The 20,558-nt window shown below is 52.1% G+C and carries 19 protein-coding genes; 9 read left to right on the top strand and 10 right to left on the bottom strand.

Annotation, left to right across the window (positions count from 1 at the left end):
• On the top strand, window positions 1-927 hold the full coding sequence (locus tag THS27_RS11855) for an iron-siderophore ABC transporter substrate-binding protein (RefSeq protein WP_085591088.1): 927 nt from the start codon (window positions 1-3) through the stop codon (window positions 925-927).
• Window positions 924-2,924, top strand: a complete 2,001-nt coding sequence (gene fhuB / locus THS27_RS11850; protein ID WP_085591086.1) for a Fe(3+)-hydroxamate ABC transporter permease FhuB — start codon at window positions 924-926, stop codon at window positions 2,922-2,924. The genes THS27_RS11855 and fhuB overlap by 4 nt, the downstream gene beginning before the upstream one ends.
• A 52-nt stretch (window positions 2,925-2,976) precedes the next feature.
• Here fhuB and THS27_RS11845 read toward each other — a convergent pair whose 3' ends face one another.
• Window positions 2,977-3,699, bottom strand: coding sequence for a Crp/Fnr family transcriptional regulator (locus tag THS27_RS11845; RefSeq protein WP_139835559.1), 723 nt, complete (start codon window positions 3,697-3,699; stop codon window positions 2,977-2,979).
• A gap of 159 nt (window positions 3,700-3,858) precedes the next feature.
• Between THS27_RS11845 and THS27_RS11840 the strand changes: the two genes are divergently transcribed.
• The 3 genes from THS27_RS11840 (at window position 3,859) to THS27_RS11830 (ending at window position 6,349) form a co-directional block, all read left to right on the top strand.
• Window positions 3,859-4,290, top strand: coding sequence for a pseudoazurin (locus THS27_RS11840; protein WP_085591084.1), 432 nt, complete (start codon window positions 3,859-3,861; stop codon window positions 4,288-4,290).
• A gap of 68 nt (window positions 4,291-4,358) precedes the next feature.
• A complete protein-coding gene (nirK, locus tag THS27_RS11835) occupies window positions 4,359-5,582 on the top strand; it encodes a copper-containing nitrite reductase (RefSeq protein WP_085591083.1) in 1,224 nt (407 codons plus the stop codon).
• Window positions 5,583-5,602: 20 nt separating this feature from the next.
• Entirely contained in the window at window positions 5,603-6,349 is a 747-nt protein-coding gene (locus tag THS27_RS11830) for an SUMF1/EgtB/PvdO family nonheme iron enzyme (protein WP_085591081.1), read from the top strand.
• Between the two features lie 117 nt (window positions 6,350-6,466).
• Here THS27_RS11830 and THS27_RS11825 read toward each other — a convergent pair whose 3' ends face one another.
• The 6 genes from THS27_RS11825 to THS27_RS11800 form a co-directional block, all read right to left on the bottom strand.
• Complete coding sequence (locus tag THS27_RS11825; protein WP_085591079.1) at window positions 6,467-7,261, bottom strand: NAD(P)-dependent oxidoreductase; 795 nt, start codon at window positions 7,259-7,261, stop codon at window positions 6,467-6,469.
• 43 nt (window positions 7,262-7,304) lie between these two features.
• Window positions 7,305-8,591: a TRAP transporter large permease gene (locus tag THS27_RS11820; RefSeq protein WP_085591077.1), complete on the bottom strand. Its 1,287-nt coding sequence runs from the start codon at window positions 8,589-8,591 to the stop codon at window positions 7,305-7,307.
• Window positions 8,592-9,137, bottom strand: a complete 546-nt coding sequence (locus tag THS27_RS11815; RefSeq protein WP_085591076.1) for a TRAP transporter small permease — start codon at window positions 9,135-9,137, stop codon at window positions 8,592-8,594. It lies immediately after the preceding gene.
• A gap of 86 nt (window positions 9,138-9,223) precedes the next feature.
• The gene (locus tag THS27_RS11810; RefSeq protein ID WP_085591074.1) at window positions 9,224-10,219 is read right to left on the bottom strand and encodes a TRAP transporter substrate-binding protein; all 996 of its coding nucleotides are present in this window, start codon (window positions 10,217-10,219) and stop codon (window positions 9,224-9,226) included.
• A 209-nt stretch (window positions 10,220-10,428) separates the two neighbouring features.
• Window positions 10,429-11,349 (bottom strand): 5-dehydro-4-deoxyglucarate dehydratase, encoded by a 921-nt coding sequence (gene kdgD, locus THS27_RS11805; RefSeq protein ID WP_085591237.1) that lies wholly within the window; start codon window positions 11,347-11,349, stop codon window positions 10,429-10,431.
• 487 nt (window positions 11,350-11,836) lie between these two features.
• Window positions 11,837-12,739 (bottom strand): SMP-30/gluconolactonase/LRE family protein, encoded by a 903-nt coding sequence (locus THS27_RS11800; protein ID WP_085591072.1) that lies wholly within the window; start codon window positions 12,737-12,739, stop codon window positions 11,837-11,839.
• A gap of 289 nt (window positions 12,740-13,028) precedes the next feature.
• Between THS27_RS11800 and THS27_RS11795 the strand changes: the two genes are divergently transcribed.
• A complete protein-coding gene (locus tag THS27_RS11795; protein WP_085591070.1) occupies window positions 13,029-13,952 on the top strand; it encodes a dihydrodipicolinate synthase family protein in 924 nt (307 codons plus the stop codon).
• A gap of 164 nt (window positions 13,953-14,116) precedes the next feature.
• Here THS27_RS11795 and THS27_RS11790 read toward each other — a convergent pair whose 3' ends face one another.
• Complete coding sequence (locus tag THS27_RS11790; protein WP_085591068.1) at window positions 14,117-14,833, bottom strand: FadR/GntR family transcriptional regulator; 717 nt, start codon at window positions 14,831-14,833, stop codon at window positions 14,117-14,119.
• 212 nt (window positions 14,834-15,045) lie between these two features.
• On the opposite strand from THS27_RS11790, the gene araD reads away from it, so the two are divergent.
• A complete protein-coding gene (gene araD / locus THS27_RS11785) occupies window positions 15,046-16,773 on the top strand; it encodes an L-arabinonate dehydratase (protein ID WP_085591066.1) in 1,728 nt (575 codons plus the stop codon).
• A 124-nt stretch (window positions 16,774-16,897) separates the two neighbouring features.
• On the opposite strand, the gene THS27_RS11780 is transcribed toward araD, so the two are convergent.
• Complete coding sequence (locus tag THS27_RS11780) at window positions 16,898-17,821, bottom strand: aldose 1-epimerase (RefSeq protein WP_168184877.1); 924 nt, start codon at window positions 17,819-17,821, stop codon at window positions 16,898-16,900.
• A gap of 121 nt (window positions 17,822-17,942) precedes the next feature.
• On the opposite strand from THS27_RS11780, the gene THS27_RS11775 reads away from it, so the two are divergent.
• Together THS27_RS11775 and THS27_RS11770 are read left to right on the top strand one after the other, a co-directional pair.
• Window positions 17,943-18,674: a FadR/GntR family transcriptional regulator gene (locus THS27_RS11775; protein ID WP_085591062.1), complete on the top strand. Its 732-nt coding sequence runs from the start codon at window positions 17,943-17,945 to the stop codon at window positions 18,672-18,674.
• 223 nt (window positions 18,675-18,897) lie between these two features.
• A complete protein-coding gene (locus THS27_RS11770; protein ID WP_085591060.1) occupies window positions 18,898-19,692 on the top strand; it encodes an alpha/beta fold hydrolase in 795 nt (264 codons plus the stop codon).
• A 110-nt stretch (window positions 19,693-19,802) separates the two neighbouring features.
• On the opposite strand, the gene THS27_RS11765 is transcribed toward THS27_RS11770, so the two are convergent.
• Complete coding sequence (locus THS27_RS11765) at window positions 19,803-20,522, bottom strand: HAD family phosphatase (protein WP_085591058.1); 720 nt, start codon at window positions 20,520-20,522, stop codon at window positions 19,803-19,805.
• Window positions 20,523-20,558: the final 36 nt, after the last annotated feature.

Below are 20,558 nucleotides of genomic sequence, written 5' to 3'. Positions count from 1 at the left end.
ATGCGCCGTTCGTTTCTAATTGCCATTTTTGCCATATGCGCTGTGGCGTTCCATCCTTTGTCCGCCCTGGCACAAGCCACAACCTACACGCATGAAATGGGCAGCGTTACATTTGAAACACCCCCGACCCGGATCGCTGTTACCAACTGGTCCCTGACTGAAACTGTCATCGCACTGGGCATAAACCCGGTCGCAATTGCCGACCCTGACGATTACCGCCAGTGGGTAGTCAAACCGGATCTGCCCGCCAATTTTGTGAATATCGGCCAACGACAGTCTCCAAACATGGAAGCCCTGCGGGACGCAAAACCCGACCTGATTCTCATCAGTGGCGAACTTGCGGCAGCCTATGAGGCGTTATCGGAAATTGCCCCGACCATTGTAATTTCGACCTATAACAACAACCAGCCCGCCCTTGACAGTATCCGCAAGGCAACGCGCACAATTGCCGCCGTAACCGGCCGTGAACAGCGCGCCGAAGAAATTCTGAAACAGGTGGATGCCACGTTGGCCCTTGATGGCGCGCGCATCCGCGCTGTTCTTGGCCCTGACCAGCGGATCGCCGTTATCCGCATCAATTCCGACGCGCAAATCAATGTTTTTGGCCCCCCGTCTCTTCCCAATACGGTCATGGCGGCCATGAACATTCCCACCGCATATAATGGCGAAACCACAGGCTGGGGTTTCGCCCGCGGCGGACTGGAGCTTTTGGCACCTTTTGCCAAAGACACCATTGCCTTTATCGAACCAACACCGGCCCCAGTACGCCAACGCATTCTGACATCGCCACTGTGGAAGATGCAGGGTTTTGCCCGCAATAACAGGGTTTATCAAATACCGCCTGTCTGGACATACGGGGGCCTTTATTCGGCCATGCGCTTTGCCGATTTGCTGGCAACACAAATTGAAAATGGCCCCTATAGATGATCATGCGCCCGGCCCATGTCACAATTGTGGTTTCTGCCCTGTTTATTCTATTGGCAGTGGCCAGCATCTTCGCCGATCTGCTGCCTTTTTTACAAAACAGCACCGCATGGCAAGCCCTGTTTAAACCCGACGAAACCCGATTTGATCAAATATTTTTCCATTTCAGCACCCTGCCCCGCACCGTTATGGCCTTTATGTGCGGGGCAGGCCTGGCTGTGGCCGGCGGCGCAATCCAGACCATTTTCCGCAATCCTCTGGCATCACCAACGACATTGGGCGTGGGTGCCGGGGTTGAACTGGCTTTAACCATTTTTCTGGTGATGGCCCCGGCAAGCCTTGCCCCGTATCAGGATATATTCACCCTTACCGGTGGCATGGTGGCGCTCGGCGTGGTCTATCTCATTGCATCAGGGCGCAGCAATGCCACCCTGTGGCTGATCCTGGCGGGTATGATTGTCAATTTACTGCTGCATTCGGCAACGCAAATTTTCATGCTGTTTCACCAGCAATATCTGGATTCAATTTTTATGTGGGGGGCGGGCGACCTGGCCCAAAACGGTTGGGATTCAACCTTTTATCTGGCTCCGCGGCTGGTGTTGGGCATCATCGCCATTTTCGCGCTTGTACGGCCGCTTGATATTCTGGCCCTGGGGGATGATACCGCCAATTCGTTAGGCGCGCCGGTAAAATGGCTTCGGTTGGCGATTTTAACCCTGGCAGTGTTTGTTACCACCAGCATCATTTCGGCCGTCGGCATGATTGGTTTTATCGGCCTTGCTGTTCCCGCCACCTTGCGTTTTCTGGGTTTTAACCGGTCAAAATCATTACTGGCAATGTCGCTGCTGATTGGTGGATGCAGCCTGTTGCTGATTGATTATGTTCTGCGCCAGTTTTCCGGCACTGGTGGCGATATTTTTCCAACCGGGGCTGCCACCGCCCTGATCGGCGCGCCATTTGTGATTGTTATCCTGCGCAAAGCCCGCATCATGCCCGATGGCAATGCCAACAGACAGGATCACCCGGCAGATTATAGTCTGGCCCCCAAACACATGTTAATGGCCGTTCTGTTTGCGGTGCTGCTAATGGGGCTGGCGCTGTCGTTGATGGTTTCACTAAACGAGCAAAGCCAGGTTATCTTCACCCCGATTTCGGATTTGTTCACTTTAAACAGCACCCTTGGCGACCGCGCCCAGCGCACCCTGGCGGCCATTGTCTGCGGGGCCGCACTTGCTGTATCAGGTACGCTTATTCAACGGGTGGGGCATAATCCCATGGCCAGCCCCGAAATAACCGGTGTCAGTTCAGCAACGGCATTGGCGATGATTATCGCGATGGTTTACTTCGGGTTTGAAGGGCGAACCGATTTAATGATGATCGGCGCCATTGGCGGAATTATTGCCCTGCTTGTATTATTAGGTCTTTGCCGCAATTTTACCCATGCACCCCATTATCTGTTGCTTAATGGCCTGGCGATTACCGCCATTCTGGGTTCAGTCGTACGCATTGCCTTAACCCATAGTGGCACAAAGGCCACCATGCTGATTTCCTGGCTGGCTGGCACAACCTATTTTACGCGAATGGACGAAGTAATCGCTGTTGCCTTTATTACCGCAGTCCTTACGCTGTTAACCTTACTGGCGCGCCGCCCGCTGGAACTGGCATCGATGGGGGCTGACCAGGCGGTGTCGCTAGGGCTTGGAATATCGTTATTCCGTCTGGCCATGATGATGGCGGCGGCCATATTGGCAGCAGTATCAACCTTGCTGGTCGGGCCGCTAAGCTTTGTCGGGTTAATGGCACCACATTTGGCCCGTATTGCCGGTTTCAGGCTGGCGGGCGCACATTTGATTGGTGCTATCCTGATCGGGGCTAATGTCATGATGGTGGCTGAATGGCTGGCCCGCAACATGCTGTACCCCCAGCAATTGCCCACCGGGCTTATTGCCGCATTGATTGGCACGGCCTATTTCCTGATTTTATCTGCCCGCCGCCAATAACACAGGCCCAATGCCCATGCGCACGGCCACGGCCCCTAATGCCTGATCCGATTTACCCGTGATCGCGCGCCAACGCGACCAGGCCTTGGGGGTTACTAACAACAATATGTTTACGACGGCTTTTCACCAGACCGTGCTTTTCCCAGGCACTTAACAACCGGCTGATCGTGTGCAAGGTGGTTGCCGTCATTTCCGATAGATCCTGGCGGGTAATGGAAAAATCAACTTCGATTCCGTCTGCCACCTTGCGCCCGGTCTGGTTCACCAGCCGCAACAGCGTATTGGCCACGCGTTGTTCAACCTGTTGTGTTGCCATTTCAACCACGCGCATATTCAACTCGCCCATCCGCAGACCCAAAATTTTATACGTCTCGGATGAAAATCCGGGATAACTGACGACAAAATGGTCCCAGACGGTTGTGGGCCAGCTTAGAATAATTGCTTCCGACGCGGTAATGGCTGTTGCCGGATAGGTTTCGCGGCCAATCGCCCGGGCAATGCCGAACAACTGCCCACTGGGAATATGCAGCGAAATAATCTGTTCACCCGCCGGTGTTACCCGCACAACCCGAATATAACCATCCAGCACCATAAAAAAACGGTCGGCGGGGTCTCCCTCGTTAAAAACCGTTATGCCTTCGCCGTAACGACGCACCGTGGCCTGATCAAGGATTTCGCGAATCTGCTCATGTGAAAGCAGCGAAAACGGCGGAATATGGGTAAGCAGGCTTTCATCAAGCCGGGTCAGTGACCTCTGCGCAATATAATCGTCCATGACCTGTCCATCGCCCCCTTGCGAAATGGAAACTCTCATAAGCTGTTGTAACTGTCGCCACAAATTTCGCAACAAAGGTTGTGCTAGCGCAAAGTTTATATCCGTCCACAGCGTATTTTCACCCCAGGAAACGAAAAATAACTCCGAAAGGGTCTGAAAATGCTTCGAACAATTACCGCAGCAGTTCTTTTTACTGCATTCATGGGTGGAACCGCACTGGCCGACACCTTTGAGGTCAAAATGCTGAATAAAAACGGCGACCAAACCATGGTTTTCGAACCCGACTTTTTGCGGGTTGCGCCTGGCGACACGGTTAAGTTTGTCCCGACCGACAAAGGCCATAACGCCCAAAGCATCAAAAACATGACCCCGGCTGGCGCAGAACCATTTGCAGGACGCCTGGGCAAGGAACTTGACGTTACATTTGATACTAGCGGGGTCTATGGCATCGAATGCAAACCCCACTATGCAATGGGCATGGTGATGACAATCGTTGTCGGCGACGTCGCAAACGCCCCCGAAGATTTCCTGGCTGGTCGTATTCCGCCCAAGGCGAAGGCACGGTTCGAAGCCCAACTTGCAAAATTCTGATACGGCCCCTTTCACATACCACCATCACGTTGCACTCGCGCTGCAAAATTGAATTACTGGAGGCACCAATGCGTAAACTGTTTGATCCTGAAGTCCTGAAAATCAACCGTCGCAACATGCTGCGAGGCGGGTTTCTGGCAGGGGCCGCTGCTGCCACACTTGTGACAAGTGCCAACGCCCAACCCATCGCCGCCCGTCCCAAACTGGTAACCCCGCGCAATGTGCCCTTGCATCTGGCAAAAGCCGAAGCCAACAGCCAGGCGAAAGCAAAACCTGCCGACCTGACCGGCTATACCCGCGTCAAACAGGAACTTGTCGCCCCGCCCTTTGCCCCCAAACACGAACAGGTCGCAACCGGGAACCCGAAAATCATTGAAGTCACGATGACGATTGATGAAAGACTGCTGACTGTTGACGAAGACACCGGGGCCAGCATTTGGGCCCTAACCTATAACGGATCGGTCCCCGGCCCCATCATCATTGCCCATGAAGGGGATTATATCGAACTGACGCTGCGCAACCCTGCCAGCAGCGCAATGGAACATAACATTGATTTCCATGCCTCAACTGGTGCCCTTGGCGGCGGCGGGCTGACCCACGTTTACCCCGGCGAAGAAACCGTTTTGCGCTTTAAGGCAACAAAACCCGGTGTTTTCACTTATCACTGCGCACCCGGCGGTGCGATGATCCCCTATCACGTCACACATGGCATGAACGGTGCCGTGATGATTTTACCGCGCGACGGCTTAAAGGACCGCGATGGCAAGGCGCTTCGCTATGACAGCATTGCCTATGTCGGCGAACAGGATTTTTATCTGCCGCGCGACGAAAACGGTGATTATAAAACCTATAAGGCCGCAGGCGATGATTATGCGGACAGCATTGATGCGATGCGCACCCTGACGCCAACCCATTCTGTTTTCAACGGGGCGGTTGGGGCATTGACGGGCGATCATGCCTTGCGTGCCAAGGTCGGCGAAACGGTTTTGATCATTCATAACCAGGCAAACCGCGACACCCGGCCGCACATGATTGGCGGGCATGGTGATTATGTGTGGGAAACCGGCGCGTTTGGCGATGCCCCGCAAACCGGGCTTGAAACATGGTTCATCCGCGGCGGCAGTGCCGGGGCGGCCATGTATACGTTCAAACAGCCCGGCGTCTACGCCTATGTCAACCACAACCTGATCGAAGCCGCCCTTCTGGGCGCAACCGCACATTTTGTTGTCGAAGGTGAATGGGACAACAATTTGATGGAACAGGTTATTGCGCCACGCCCGATTAAGGCCTGAAAAACAGAACGGTATCACAGATGAAAACCGCCGCCAGCCCCCCTGGTTTCCTTGCAAAACGCATCGGCATTGCCGGGGTGCTGGCGGCCTTCATGTTGGTTGGCGCCGCCTGTAAAGATTACAGCATCGATTTACGATATGTTCCGCAAATGGCTGAACAGCCGGTAACCTTGCCCGACGGGCATAAAATTTATGTTCAGAAATACGAAATAACCATCGCTGAATGGAATGCCTGTCACAGCGATGGTGCCTGCAGCGAAAGCCTGCGTCCACCTGCCGGGCGCGACCCGGAAAAAGTGCCTGCAACCGGTTTGAACCACCTTGATATCGCACAATATCTTGATTGGGTGAATACCAGTTCCCGGCACATTTTTCGCCTGCCGACAAAACCGGAATGGGAATTTATGGCAAGCAGCGCCCTGCCAAAAAAGCACGACCCGATTTTTACCAATCCTGATTTAAGGTGGGCTTCGGCCTATCTCACTGAAGGGTTAACGCCGCGCTTTTTACGCGATCAGGGCAGTTTTTCAACAACTGCCGAAGGCATTGTCGACCTTGATGGCAGTGTATGGGAATGGACCAACGATTGTTATGCAGGCAACAACGCCCCAACAAATAATGACCGATGCCCCGCCTATATTGTGGCCGGGGAACATATCGCCGTTATTCCCTATCTTGTCAGGGACCCGGCACGAGGTGGATGTGCTGTTGGTGCGCCGCCAGCCCACCTTGGTTTCCGTCTGGTGACAGATACAAAACCCGAATAAATCACCCCCGCTATGAAATATTTGGGACACATACAGCTTGGGGCCTGCCATGGATTAAGGCAGGCCCCGATTTGTTTTGGCATTTAACACGCACGCCAGGTGCAAACCCTGTGGTGATCAATCCTCGAAATGGCCACGGGCGGCAAAGCCCCCGCCCTGATAAATCACAGCAGCATCGTGGCGGTCTTCTTCGGGGAATTTGGCCTCGACATCGGCGCGGAATGCTTCCGAGCTATCCTGCGGTTGCCAGCCGATAAATGCCGCATGATCATTTTTCCACCACACGGTTTTATTGGGCGAAACGCCGTACATCACAGTATGGCCGGTCATCGGCGCATTAAAAATTGCTTCAATCAACGAAATAAAATCACGCGGGCTCATCCAGGTGGACAGCATTCTACGGTCTTTGGGTTCAGGAAAGCACGAACCGATGCGCACGCTGACCGTTTCAACATCAAACTTGTCGTAATAATAACTTGCGAGGGCCTCGCCATAACATTTGGTTACGCCATACAGGCTGTCTGGCCGCAATTCAGCCTTTTCATCCAACATTTCTGTACGCTTGTGAAACCCGATAGCATGGTTGGAACTGGCAAACATAATGCGTTTTACACTGTGTTTGCGTGCCGCTTCGTAAATATTATAGGTGCCAAGGAAATTGGCCTGAAGCAAATCATCAAATGCGGCTTCAATTGAAATGCCACCCAAATGCACGATGCCATCGCAATCCCTGACCAGTTCATGCACAGCAGCGCGGTCTGACAGATCACATTTGACGATTTCTTCATTTGGCCCGGCATCGCCCATATCGACAATATCAGACAGACGCAGCACATCGGCATAACCCTTAAGGCCGTCGCGCAAAATTTTACCCAGATTACCAGCTGCACCGGTGATGAGAAGCCGTTTCATAACGATCCCCTGTTCGTAAATTTCAGTCAAATATCGGCAACAATCAGTTACCAAAAACCAGATTGGGCAATGTCATCGACACGGCAGGAACATATGTCGTCAATGCCAGCGCCACGAGAATTGCCAGATAAAACGGCCAGATCGTTAAAACCGCTTTTTCAATTTTTACTCCGCCAATGGCGCAGCCCACAAACAGGCACGATCCAACAGGTGGTGTACACAGACCAAGCCCCAAATTCATCATTAAAACCATGCCGAACTGGATCGGATCCATACCAAACTGCACCGCCAAAGGCAAAAAGATCGGCGTGCAAATCAGGATCAGGGCCGCCATATCCATGACCATACCTGCCACCAGCAACATAACGTTGATCAAAAGCAGGATCATGGTCGGGTTCTGGGTATAGCTGGTGATAAAACCGGCCAATGCCTCGGGCACCTGATAAAACGCCAGCATATAACCATAGGCGGCGGCACACCCCACCAGGATCATAACCAGCGCGGTTGTTTTCGATGCCTGGCGAACCGCAGTAACAAAACCTTCCCAGGTGAGTTCCCGATAAACAAGCCCGGTAACAACCATGGCATAGGCTACGCCAATCGCACCTGATTCTGTTACCGTGAAAATACCGCTTAACACACCGCCAACAATAATGACGGCGGTAAAAAAGCCCGGCAATGCGCGAATGGCGGTTTGGCCGACCACTTTCCAGCCGGGAAACGGCACTGATGGATACCCGTGGCGCACCGCGACAATCCAGGCGGCAAACCCCAACAACACGCACATCAGCACGCCAGGCACAACCCCGGCCATAAATAGCCTGGATATCGAAATACCGCCACCAGCCGCCACGGCATACAAAATCATATTGTGACTAGGCGGGATCATGATGCCTGCGATTGACGATGTTACAGTGACATTCACGGCATAATCAGCACGGTAGCCTTCTTTTTTCATGATCGGAATAAGGATCGATCCCAGCGCCGAGGTATCAGCAACAGCCGAGCCCGATATACCGCCAAACAGCATGGACGAAAACACGTTCACAATGCCAAGCCCGCCACGGCGACTGCCGACAAGGGCCGTGGCAAATTGCACCAGACGGTTGGCTATGCCCCCGTGCAGCATCAATTCACCGGCAAAAATGAAAAACGGAATAGCGAGCAATGAAAAAGTACCAACCCCGGATGACAGGCGCTGGAAGGCGACGAAATGCGGCAAACCTTCGTAAAAGAACGCCGAAAGGGCCGCCAGACCGAGCGCAAAGGCCACCGGCATACCGATGACAATACCCAGCGCAAACAGCCCCAAAAGAAGTGTCATGCCCATTTAATTCGCATCCTCGTCAAGCAGGTCGTCACTGTAAAAGGTACTTTCGGAAATTTTCTGCCAGCCACACAAAATGCGCAAGATGTGGACAATTGAAAAAAACACCATGCCGCAGCCGCATAAAACCATCGGGGTAAAACGCCAACCGTCCGAGATATGGATAATTGGAATGCTTTTGGTCCAGTTGAAACTGGCCAGTAAAAGGCCGCTATCAACCATGAAATACCCAAACACCGCCATACCGATATAACTGATGATGGCCAAAACAGCCGAAACCCGCGGCGGCATGGAATCCCGAACATAGGAAACAGCAAGATGGTTGTTTGCCCGAACCCCGGCAGCCGCCACAGGAAAGGTAATAAACACCATCAATAACAGGGAAACCTGCTCAACCCAGGTTGGCGTTGAATTCAGGACATAGCGCCCGAACACAAGCCAGGCAAAACTGGGGATCAGCAAAACCAGCGCGATACCGCCGATCAGATTAAGAATTTTTGCCAGAACCGCGCCAAGGCGATCAAGCATTCGGGTACATTGCGTCAGCATTGCGCCGCCATCTGGAAATGATAATTAATCAGGGAAGGAACAAAAGGGGCGGCGAATATTTCGCCGCCCCGGTTAATCAGACCATCTTATTTCTGGGCATCCTGGATCGCCTTGACCAGCGGAGCCACATCGGGATTTTCTTCCATGAACTTGTCATAGATCGGCTTCATTGCCGCCTGAAAAGCCGATTTATCCTTGATCTCGTTGATTTTCACGCCCGAAGCTTCAACTTCCTTGCGGGACTTTTCAGCCCCTTCCGCCCATGCAACGCGCTGAACTTTCGCTGATTCCATAGCGGCATCATTGACGATTTTCTTGTCTTTATCCGACAGACCATCATACAGCTTTTTGTTCATGCACAGGCATTCCGGCAAGATCAGATGCTGGGTGACCGAATAATATTTGGCCGCCTCATAATGCCCCGAGGAATCATAAGACGGATAGTTGTTTTCCGCACCGTCGATCACACCAAGTTTCAGGGATTGAAACACTTCCCCATACGGCATCGGTGTTGCGTTGCCGCCCAGGGCATCAACCATCTGCACATAAAGATCGTTGCTCATGACCCGAAACTTCAGGCCCTTCATATCCGCCGGAGTTTCGATCGGATGTTTGGTATTATAAAATGACCGCGCCCCTGAATCATAATATGCCAGCGGCTGCAAACCGACCTTTTCAAGGCCCGCCGAAATTTTTTCACCAACCGGTCCATCCATCACCTTATGCATGGAATCCATATTGTTAAAAATAAACGGCAGCGAAACGACGTTTGCTTCCGGTGCAACTTCGCCAAGCGGCCCAAGGTTAAATTCCGCCCAGTCCAGCCCCCCAAGACGAACCTGCTGAATCGCATCGGGCTGATCGCCCAGAACGCCGTTATTATATACCTTTGCCGACAGTTCCCCGCCCGACTTTTCCTTGATAATTTCAGCAAATTTTTCCATGCCGATGGTTACCGGGTATCCCGGCGGGTGGATATTCCAGCCGCGCCATTCACCGGCATAGGCCGAACCAGCAGCAAGTGATGCGCTAAACGCGCAAGCAGCAAGGGTCAGGGTCGTGGTCTTCAAGAATTTATTCATTATAGGAATCCTCCCGTGACGTTAATCGTCGGATAAACCTTCCCCGTGTTCGGGGCCTTCTTGTTGTGAGAAAAGCGTACAACTTGTAACTTGTAATTACAAGACAGTGTTTATACGTTTTCAAAACAAATGACGGGCCGGGTTTTTATTGTGGCACCGTCGGGGGGCAAACGGCAGCAAAACAGCCATTTAACCAATCTGGCAGCCTGTTAGTTCACCACCTCTGTGCCAAAGGCTGTCGCGATAACATCAGTCAGCATGGCTACTTCTTGCGCGCTTAAGTCTGTTAAAGGGGATCGTACTGGCCCGGTATCGCGGCCGATAACTTTCATTCCTGCCTTCACAATCGAAACAGCATATCCTTTGCCGCGATCGCGGATGGCCAGATATGGATAGAAAAACTCGCGCAACATTCTGTTCATCGTTGCATCGTCGTCGGCACATAGCGCATCGTAAAAGGTCAGGGCCTGTGCCGGTAAGAAATTGAAAATTGCAGATGAATACGTCGTCACACCAGCCGCCTTATAGGCCTTGGCATAAACTTCTGCCGTTGGCATCCCGCCAATGTAACTAAGCCGATCCCCCATCAGGGTGCAAATACGGGTTACAAGTTCCACATTCCCGTGCCCGTCTTTAAAACCGACAAGGTTTGGGCATTCCTCGCACAATTTCGCCAGCGTTTCCGCACTCAGGATCGAATTGTCACGGTTATAAACAATCACGCCAATATCAACCGACTGACAAACCTTTTTCACCCGGTCATAAAGCCCGGCCTGCTCTGCCCCAATCAAATATTGTGGTAGCAGCAACAAGCCGTCCGCGCCGGCAGCCTGACAGTCCCGCGCCAGTTCAATCGCCATTGCCGTTCCATATCCACACCCGGCAATGATCGGCGTTTTACCGGCAACATCCTTTGCTGCCTTTACGGTTTCAACCACTTCGCGATGGGTTAACGAAAAAAACTCGCCAGTGCCCCCTGCCGCAAACAACGCCGCCGCAGGGTACTGCGCCAACCATGAAACATGGGCGCGATACCCTTCAATATCCAGGCGTTGTTCCGCGTCAAACGGCGTGACTGGAAAGGACAACAGCCCCTGCCCGATCGCTGACTTTAATTCGGAAAAATCCATTTCCATCCCCAAATTTCTTGTTTCGTATTCTTGTAGGGAAATTTAACAACTCATCATATCTTTATGTCAATTGTTATATTATAGAACGATCTTTCCATAACCTGACAAATTTCACATAAAATAACTTTATATCAATTAGTTAAATGGAATTTATGCTTTGAAAGAACCCTGCATAAAGATTTCATCTTGTTAAATAGTATGATGATGAATCATTAACAACTACCCAGCCTACGTTTTTTCATCCCAGGCATTTCTCGCATAAATCCACACCAAAAAGCCGATTACACCACACAAACCACACTGTCCGACCGCATTGAATCATGCGTGATAAGTCCCCGCAATCGAACTGCCCCCAAGAAGGGGGCAACTTCTGCACAAAAAAGGCAGCAACCCGACAATTTTTGTCCGGTTGCTGGCCTTAACCATTGCAAATCCGCCCTGCATTCCCGGCAAAACCGGGTCTGGATAGGCAGACCTGTTTCAAAGATTATGCTTCGCGAAATTTAGTGACTGGCACACCTGCCACGTCGACACGTAATGAAAACACCATGCCTGCTTCGGGATAAGCGTCCAGCTTTTGCTGATCATAATTCTCCGTCAGGCTGGTCAGAAAGATTGTCTTCATATCCGGCCCGCCAAAACAGGGCATTGTCGGGCTAGGTGCCGGAACAGGTATAGACATCAACAATGTACCGTCAGGGGAAAAACGGTTCAGGTTTCCGGCGGAAACCCCTGCACTCCAATAACATCCCTCTATGTCGGTTGCCGCCCCATCTGGCCGCCCCAATGTGTCATCAAGGTCGAGAAACCGGGCACATTTGGCAATATCCCCTGTTTGCGGGTCAAACTCCCATCGGTTAACCCACGGCCCGCGCGAATCGGAATGATACATCGCACGTCCATCGGGCGACCACGCCAACCCGTTGGATATTTTAACACCGCCAACTTTATGCTCGACGGTGCCATCGCCCGTTACCCGGTACAACCCGGCCACAGGTTTCTTTTCTGCATTCTGATCCATCGTGCCAATCCAGAATGCCCCGTCTGGCCCGATTTTTCCATCGTTTGTCCGGCTCATCGGGTTATTCCCATCAACCGAAGCAATCTTTTCGCGCGCCCCGGTTTCGGGATCAAACAGGATAACGTCGCTTTTCAGCGCCACCACCCAACGTCCCTTGTCAGTCAGGCCAAAACACCCGACTTCACTTTCAAAACCCCAACTTTGCCGCGCACCATCGACCAACGACAAAGCATGGATTTTTTGATCCATGATATCAGCCCACAACAACCGGTTATTTTCCGCATCCCAGTTCGGGCATTCCCCCAGGACAAAACGTTCGCGCACAGCAATATCCACATCGGGTAGTTGCTGCTGTTTATGTACTGCCATTCCGCGCTCCTGTTTTCATCACATGTCATTACAATATATTTGCTTCTGTCATGCCCCCCGCACCGAAACTTGTCAATGTTGTTAGTTTATTTGAAACAACGTTCCGGTTCACAACCGGGTATCACCCTTACAAACGTCACGTTCCCAACAACGATCCTTCATTTTTATCTTAAACAAAATCAACAATATAACACTCGTTCTTTCGGCATATGCCGTCCTCCCGGGGAAAAGAGATTGCCAAGCGCAAACTTGTAATTTAAAAATACAACTAGACATCACGGAGGTAACAATGAAAACAAGTGCCGTCACCTCGGCAGATCTGGGGAAATCGATCCTTTCCGTCCCACCACTGGCGCGCGCTGCCGATTTCAGTGTGCCGGACGGAGAAAACAAAAAACTGGTCAACCACTTGAAAAAAGGCGGTGTCAGTACCTTCATGTATGGCGGCAACGCCAATTTTTACAACATATCGGTTGGCGAATACGATGGAGTTCTGACCCAGCTCGAAAGCTGGGTTGGCGAGGATGACTGGGTTATCCCATCCATTGGTGCCGATTACGGCAAGGCACTGGACCAGGTCAACATCCTGAAACATCGTGACTTTCCAACAGCCATGGCACTACCTTTAAATTTCCCGTCGACACCAAAAGGTGTAAACGAGGGTATCCGCCACCTTGCCGATGCGTATGGCAAACCGCTGATTGTATATGTAAAATCCGACAATTACCTGACACCGCGTCTGGTGGCCGATCTTTTGGCCGATGGTGTTGCCTGTGCGGTAAAATACGCCGCTGTGCGTGAAAACCCGTCAATTGACGCTTTCCTGACCGAACTGGTTGGCTATGCCGGTACAGATCGCATTATTTCCGGCATTGGCGAACGCCCGGCGATTGAACATTTGATGGAATTTAAATTAACCGGCTTCACATCCGGTTCGGTTTGTGTCGCGCCAGCACTGTCAACCGCAATGCTAAAAGCTCTTCAGGCCGGTGACGTCACCACAGCCGCCAGCATTCGCGATAAATTTATTGCACTGGAGGATCTACGCGACGGATTTTCGCCCTTGCGCATCCTGCACGAAGCTGTCCGCCTAGCTGGTATTGCTGATACAGGGCCAATGTACCCGTATCTGTCAAACATCGACGATCCCAAGGTATTGGCAGACCTTGAAGTTGCGTCAAAAGAACTTCTTGCTGCAAATAACGCTGCCTGAGCAAAATGCAGGCGTGCCAGGCCACTTTATCTGGCACGCCATGTTTACCAGGCACTTAACATGACCTTATGCACGGCGACAAAATGGCGTTACCAATAAAACCCGATGACCGCCCCTTCGGGCAAGCACCGGAGTAACGACCGGCTTTAAGCGCAACCTGTAAATTAACGGTCCCGTGCATGATCGGTAACGCGCTGACGGGCCTGCATCAAATGATACCGCATCAGCAAATCTGCCGCGGCAGAATCCCGACTTAGAATGGCGTCGAAAATTTGCTGATGTTCACTAAACACTTTTTGCATCCGTTCTTTTGAGCCCGTGCGCGTAATGCTCAGGGCGACCCCCATTGAACTGGCGATGATGGTATGAAGCGAATTCAGCATGGTAACAAAAATATCGTTGCCACTGGCCCGGGCAATAGCAAGGTGAAAGTCAAAGTCGGCCTCATTGGCAATACCGCCACTGCCAATGCCCTGCTCCAGCGTACGCAGGGCATATTCGATTTCCTTATGGTGGCGCGTTCCGGCACGTTCAGCGGCAAGGCGCGCCGTTTCCCCTTCAATGGCAATTCGGGCTTCAAAACAGCGCAACAAACCCGCAACATCACTGGCCTGGGCAAATTCTATCAATCCCTGGGGTGGACGCTTTTTAACAAACGAACCAACCCCCTGACGGGCAAATACCAGACCATCAGTTTGCAATTTGCGCAGGGCCTCGCGCACAACCGGGCGCGAAACCCCAAACGATGCGCAAATTTCGTTCTCCGATGGCAACTTTGCCCCTTCGGCAAGGTTGCCCGATACAATCTGTTCAAGAATTTGCCCGTAAAGCTGATCTGCCAGCTTTTCGCGTTTCTGAATTTTAAGTTTCAATCCCGCCATGGCGTGCCCCTGAACCAACTTGTCATCTTGTAAATTATCGTTGCAGGAAGTTAACGCCAAATGACAGGCGGGTAAAGCCCGACAATCAGAACAACGCCATCAAATACACGGATTTAAATTAATTTTGCCCGCACATAGCGAGTTCTGCTTGAACCATACCGCATTGACGATCACCATCCTGTTATAAAATTTTACAAGAATCGAGAGGGATCATGGAGAGGAAAAAAACGCCCGAGCAGCTGAGAAGCCATCGCTGGTTTGGTGTGGAGGACCTGCGCGCCTTTGGCCATCGGTCACGCATGTTGCAAATGGGATATTCGATTGACGACTTCAAAGGCAAGCCGATTGTCGCCATCGTCAATACCTGGAGCGACATAAACCCCTGCCACGCCCATTTTAAAAACCGGGTTGAAGATGTTAAACGCGGCATCTTGCAAGCAGGTGGTTTCCCGGTCGAACTTCCGGCAATTTCACTTGCCGAAACCTATGTTAAACCCACCACCATGTTTTACCGCAACCTGCTGGCAATGGAAACAGAGGAGCTGTTGCGATCCCACCCGGTGGACGGTGTTGTTTTGATGGGTGGTTGCGATAAAACCACCCCCGCCCTGCTCATGGGCGCCATCAGCATGAATTTACCCGCTATCCTGATGCCTGCCGGGCCAATGTTGCGCGGCAACTGGGGTGGTAAAACCCTTGGCAGCGGATCTGACGTCTGGAAATACTGGGCGGAAAAAGAAGCTGGCAATATCAGCCAGGCGCAGTGGGAAGAAATGGAAGCCGGTATTGCCCGGTCTTATGGCCACTGCATGACAATGGGCACCGCCTCCACCCTGACATCTCTTGCCGAAACACTGGGCTTTACCCTGCCCAATGCATCCTCTATCCCGGCACCGGATTCCGGCCATCCCCGGATGGCGGCCAATACCGGCAAACAGATTGTTGAAATGATCTGGCAGGACCGCAAACCATCGGACGTCTTAACCCGGGGTTCATTTGAAAATGCCCTGACGGTGCAAATGGCACTGGGCGGGTCAACCAATGCCATCCCGCATCTGATTGCCATGTCAAAACGGGCAGGTCTTGATATTGGCCTGAAAGATTTTGAAGCCGCATCGCGGCGCATGGGCGTAATTGCCAATTTGCGCCCATCTGGCGAATTTCTGATGGAGGATTTCTTTTATGCCGGCGGGCTGATCGGTTTGCTTAAAAACATCAGAACCCACCTTGATACCGATTGCATGACGGTCAATGGCAAAACCCTGGGCGATAATATTGCAGGGGCCCCGATTTATAATGCCGATGTCATCCGGAGTACGGAAAACGCCATTTACAGTGCTGGTGCCACTGCCGTTTTATATGGCAACATCGCCCCACGTGGCTGTGTGATGAAACCCAGTGCCGCCGATCCGCGCCTGTTAAAACACACCGGCCCGGCCCTGGTTTTTCGCGATTACAACGACATGAATGCCCAAATCAACCGCGATGACCTGGACGTTACCGCAGATCATATTCTGGTATTGCAAAATGCCGGGCCCGTTGGCGGGCCAGGGATGCCCGAATGGGGTATGTTACCCATTCCCAAAAAACTGTTGAAAGAGGGTGTCCGCGATATGCTGCGCATATCCGACGCCCGCATGAGCGGCACCAGCTATGGTGCCTGCATCCTTCATGTCGCCCCTGAAAGCTATATTGGCGGGCCGTTGGCTGCGGTTCAAACTGGCGACATGATTTCGGTCGACATTGAAAATCGCAGCATCCATGTCGAATTAAGCGATGATGAAATCAAATCACGGCTGACACAGTGGAACCCGCCCAGCCGCGATTATGGCAGGGGTTATGGCCGTATGTATGCCAACCATATCACCCAGGCCGATGAAGGATGCGACTTTGATTTCCTGACCGGGACTGCCCCGATTGAAGACCCTGAAATTCACTAACCCTGTGCTGCCACCCGATAAGCGTTACGGCACAGATTTTATCCGGCCTGAAACAGCAAACGGGCCCGTATCAACGGGCCCGTTTATCATTTCAACCCAATTAGCCAGCACTTATCAGGCACCTTCACACACGCGCTAGCAATTCAGGTGCCAACGTTACGGTGCCGATCAGGTTTTGGCCTTTTGCCAGCACCAGAACATCACCAAATTCTTTAAAATCCACCCGGTTATGAACATTTGGCACATGCGACACCGGCTCCAGGCACACAGCCCCGCCATCCCTGGGTAAATAAAGCTGCATATTGCGCAGCGTTGTTGACGCGCCAAGTGACAAAACCATACCAGCTTCGGGCCACAAAATTCGCGCGGCCCCATCCCAACCACTATAATGACAATCCAGCCCCCGATGGCGACGGGCGACCCTGGGCGCAGAAAAGTCACGACTTAAATCAACAACAGTGGCCGCAACCGGCAGCATATCGTCATCAGTGTTAAAGCACCCTTCGGCAATAAATTCGATTTCAACATCTTCCGTCGCATAAAACCATGGATGAAGGCCAATCCCATAGGGCATCGCACCTTGCCCCAAATGCTGCACGCCCAGTTCCCATTCCAGGAAACCATCCCGAACCCGAAATTCCTGCCAGGCCGCATAATCAAATCCGTTATTGTGAATGTCGGCATGGCGAGTTTCCAACCGCAAGGTCGTTTCGCCGCTTTTGCCAACCACCCATTCCTCGCGCGATGAAAAACCGTGAATGGCGTGCGGCCCCGGCGGACGATTTGCCGGTACGCCAATAACACGGTTATCAAACTCGAACTGCGAAAAGGCCATACGGTTGGCAAACGGCACCATTGGAAAACAGCCAAGATATGATGGATTACCCGATTCCAATGCAGATTGATCAGACGGGCGCAACAAATGCGCGTAACCGGCCCCATCTGGGCGGCACCATTCCAACCGGGTAATTGCCCCGCCAAATGGCAGAAAACCCAGTCGAAAATCACCGCTTTCCCAAAACATTTCCTGTATTGGCTTTTTTTGCATGGTAATCAGTCCCATATATCGTTAAATCATACTATGACTTTAGCCATAAACGATTTATCGCGTTTAAGCAAAAGGCCGCCTGTCAATTATATGGCATGCAAACGTCAGTTAAAGAGATTCCATGAACAATACCGCCCCGCAAAAAGCACAACGTAAAGTTTCACTGACCGAAAAGGTTATTTCCAGCCTGCGTCGTGAAATTGAAAGTGGCAATCTGACGCCAGGCTCGAAACTGCCGACCGAACCGGCCCTGACCGAACAATTTGGCGTAAGCCGAACCGTAGTCCGCGAAGCTATTGCAGCCCTTAAGGCCGACGGTTTGCTTGAACCGCGCCAGGGCGCAGGCGTTTTTGTGCTGGCCCCGGCACCGCGTAAAAATACCGGATCGATTTTTGATGTTGATTTTGCGCAGATTTCCGATGTTCTGGAAATTCTGGAATTACGCATGGCCGTCGAAATCGAGGCCGCGGGCCTTGCCTGCGCCCGAAGCTCGGTTGCGCAACAGGCTAAAATTTACGAAGCACTACGCGAAATGGAATTTCAGGTTCAGTCCGGCAGCCCGGCAGAAAAAGCTGATTATGAATTTCATCGCGCGATTGCCGATGCGACCAATAACCGCCGCTATGGCGAGTTTCTGGAATATCTGGGCGACAAGACCATTCCTCGCGCCCAGTTACGCCGCAAACCGACCGAGGCCGAAGACCAGAAAGCCTATATGGAAAAAATTCTGGCTGAACACCATCGCATTTACGATGCCATATCGCTGCGTGATGCCGAAGGGGCCCGTGAAGCCATGCGCGAACATCTTAGCCAAAGTCAGACCCGTTATCAAAGCCTGCTGCGGAACAGATAAGTTTATCGTTACGTTGTCACCAACGGCACCGCTCACGCTTCTTAACCCGGTAAAGCCCGACACATCACCATATGGGCGGGTTTTTGTTGTCCGCCCAAAAACAACAATCAGCACCCTGTAACGGGCGTTGTCATATCTTTACCAATCATCGATTATAATAAAGATTAATCTTTATTGGCCCATAGTCATGGGCATCCCATTGCCCGCCACGGAACCCGCCTTGATGACAGTAAAACATCTTGCCGAACATCACCTTGCCCGCGATGACGCAACCCTTGCCTGGACGGAAGAAAGCACCGGGCCCGCCGTGATCTGGGCGCATGGTCTTATGTCGAACAGTTATTCACTGGAACAAAAAGGCATATACAATTTCGCGCCGATTACTGCCGCTGGATCGCGGCTGGTACGTTATGATGCGCGCGGACATGGGCGTTCTATGGCCGAAGCCGTTGCTGCCCATTTTACCTGGCGCCATCTGGCGGGCGATTTTCTCGCTGTTGCTAATCAGGCGTCACCGGATCAACCGGTTTGTGCAATTGGCTGTTCAATGGGCACAGCGACCATTCTTCATGCTGCAACAACGACGCCTTCGCGATTTTCCAAACTGATTTTAACGGCACCACCAACCGCATGGGAAACCCGCAAGGCGCAGGCATCGGTATATGAAACATCCGCAGCCACAATTGAACGCGACGGACAACCCGCCGTTGATGCGTTGGTTGCAAATATGGCCCCGCCCCCCATTTTCACCGACCTGCCCGAATTTCCGGTTGAAGTTAACAGAAATCTGTTACCTTCCATCCTGCGCGGCGCGGGGCAATCCGACCTGCCATCCGCCGACGCTATTGCCAAATTGGCCCTGCCGGTATTGATACTGGCCTGGGAAAGTGATCCCACCCACCCCATTGCCTCGGCCGAACGCCTTGCCGGCATCATTCCCGGTGCAAAATTGCATGTCGCCAAACATGTAAATGATGTGCGCAACTGGGGACAGTTGATCGCTGATTTTCTGGCATAAACGAAACAAACGCCATTATTAATGACTGCCGTCTATCGCTATGACACGCAGCATCGTTAATATGACACCCACCCGTCACGCCGCAACGCGCGTCCCACAATACAAAACCGTTAACGGGCAATAGCCACGGCAATATCAACCATATTTTCAAATACCTGGTGGGCACCTGCCTCGATCAGGCGTTGCGTGGCGACATCACGGGTTCCCTCATAATGCCCCCCGCCAACAAACCCCCAGCATGTCATTCCTGCTGCAATTGCAGCCTGAACACCTGCAACGGAATCCTCAATCACCAGGCACCCTGCGGGATCAAACCCCATATCATTGGCGGCATGTAAAAACAGGTCCGGTGCGGGTTTGCCATTTTGGACAAAATCGGCACTATAGATGCGACTGCCAAACCAGTGCCCCAAACCCGTAATACGCATGGTGGTTTCAAGGCGCTGGACTGAACTGCTTGACGAAATGCAAAACGGAATACCGCGCTTTTTCAGGGCTGCCAAAACATTATCAATATCGGTAATTTTGTACAGTTCGGTTTCATAGCGCACAAACAGCCGATCATAAAAATACGGTTTGAATTCCGCGCTTACATCGCGGCCTGTTTCATTATGGATATGTTCAATCGGCGCTGCACTGGAACGACCGGTAAATCGGCGGGCAACTTCCTCGCCTGATAACGGCGCCCCAAAATGGGCCAGAACATCAACCAGGGTCGATAACGAAATGGGTTCGCTATTCACCAGCACACCATCGCAATCAAACAGGACCGCCTTGATCGCGGCGGGCAGTTCAATGCGCGACGCAGGGGTCACGGGTTTGCTTTGCATTTGTTTCTCGGACGTTATTTTTTTAATTCTTAAACC

The organism is Thalassospira sp. MCCC 1A01428 (assembly GCF_002115825.1).
GTDB lineage: Bacteria > Pseudomonadota > Alphaproteobacteria > Rhodospirillales > Thalassospiraceae > Thalassospira.
The sequence above is the reverse complement of the archived record's forward strand: the minus strand, read 5'-3'. Positions and strand labels throughout refer to the sequence as shown.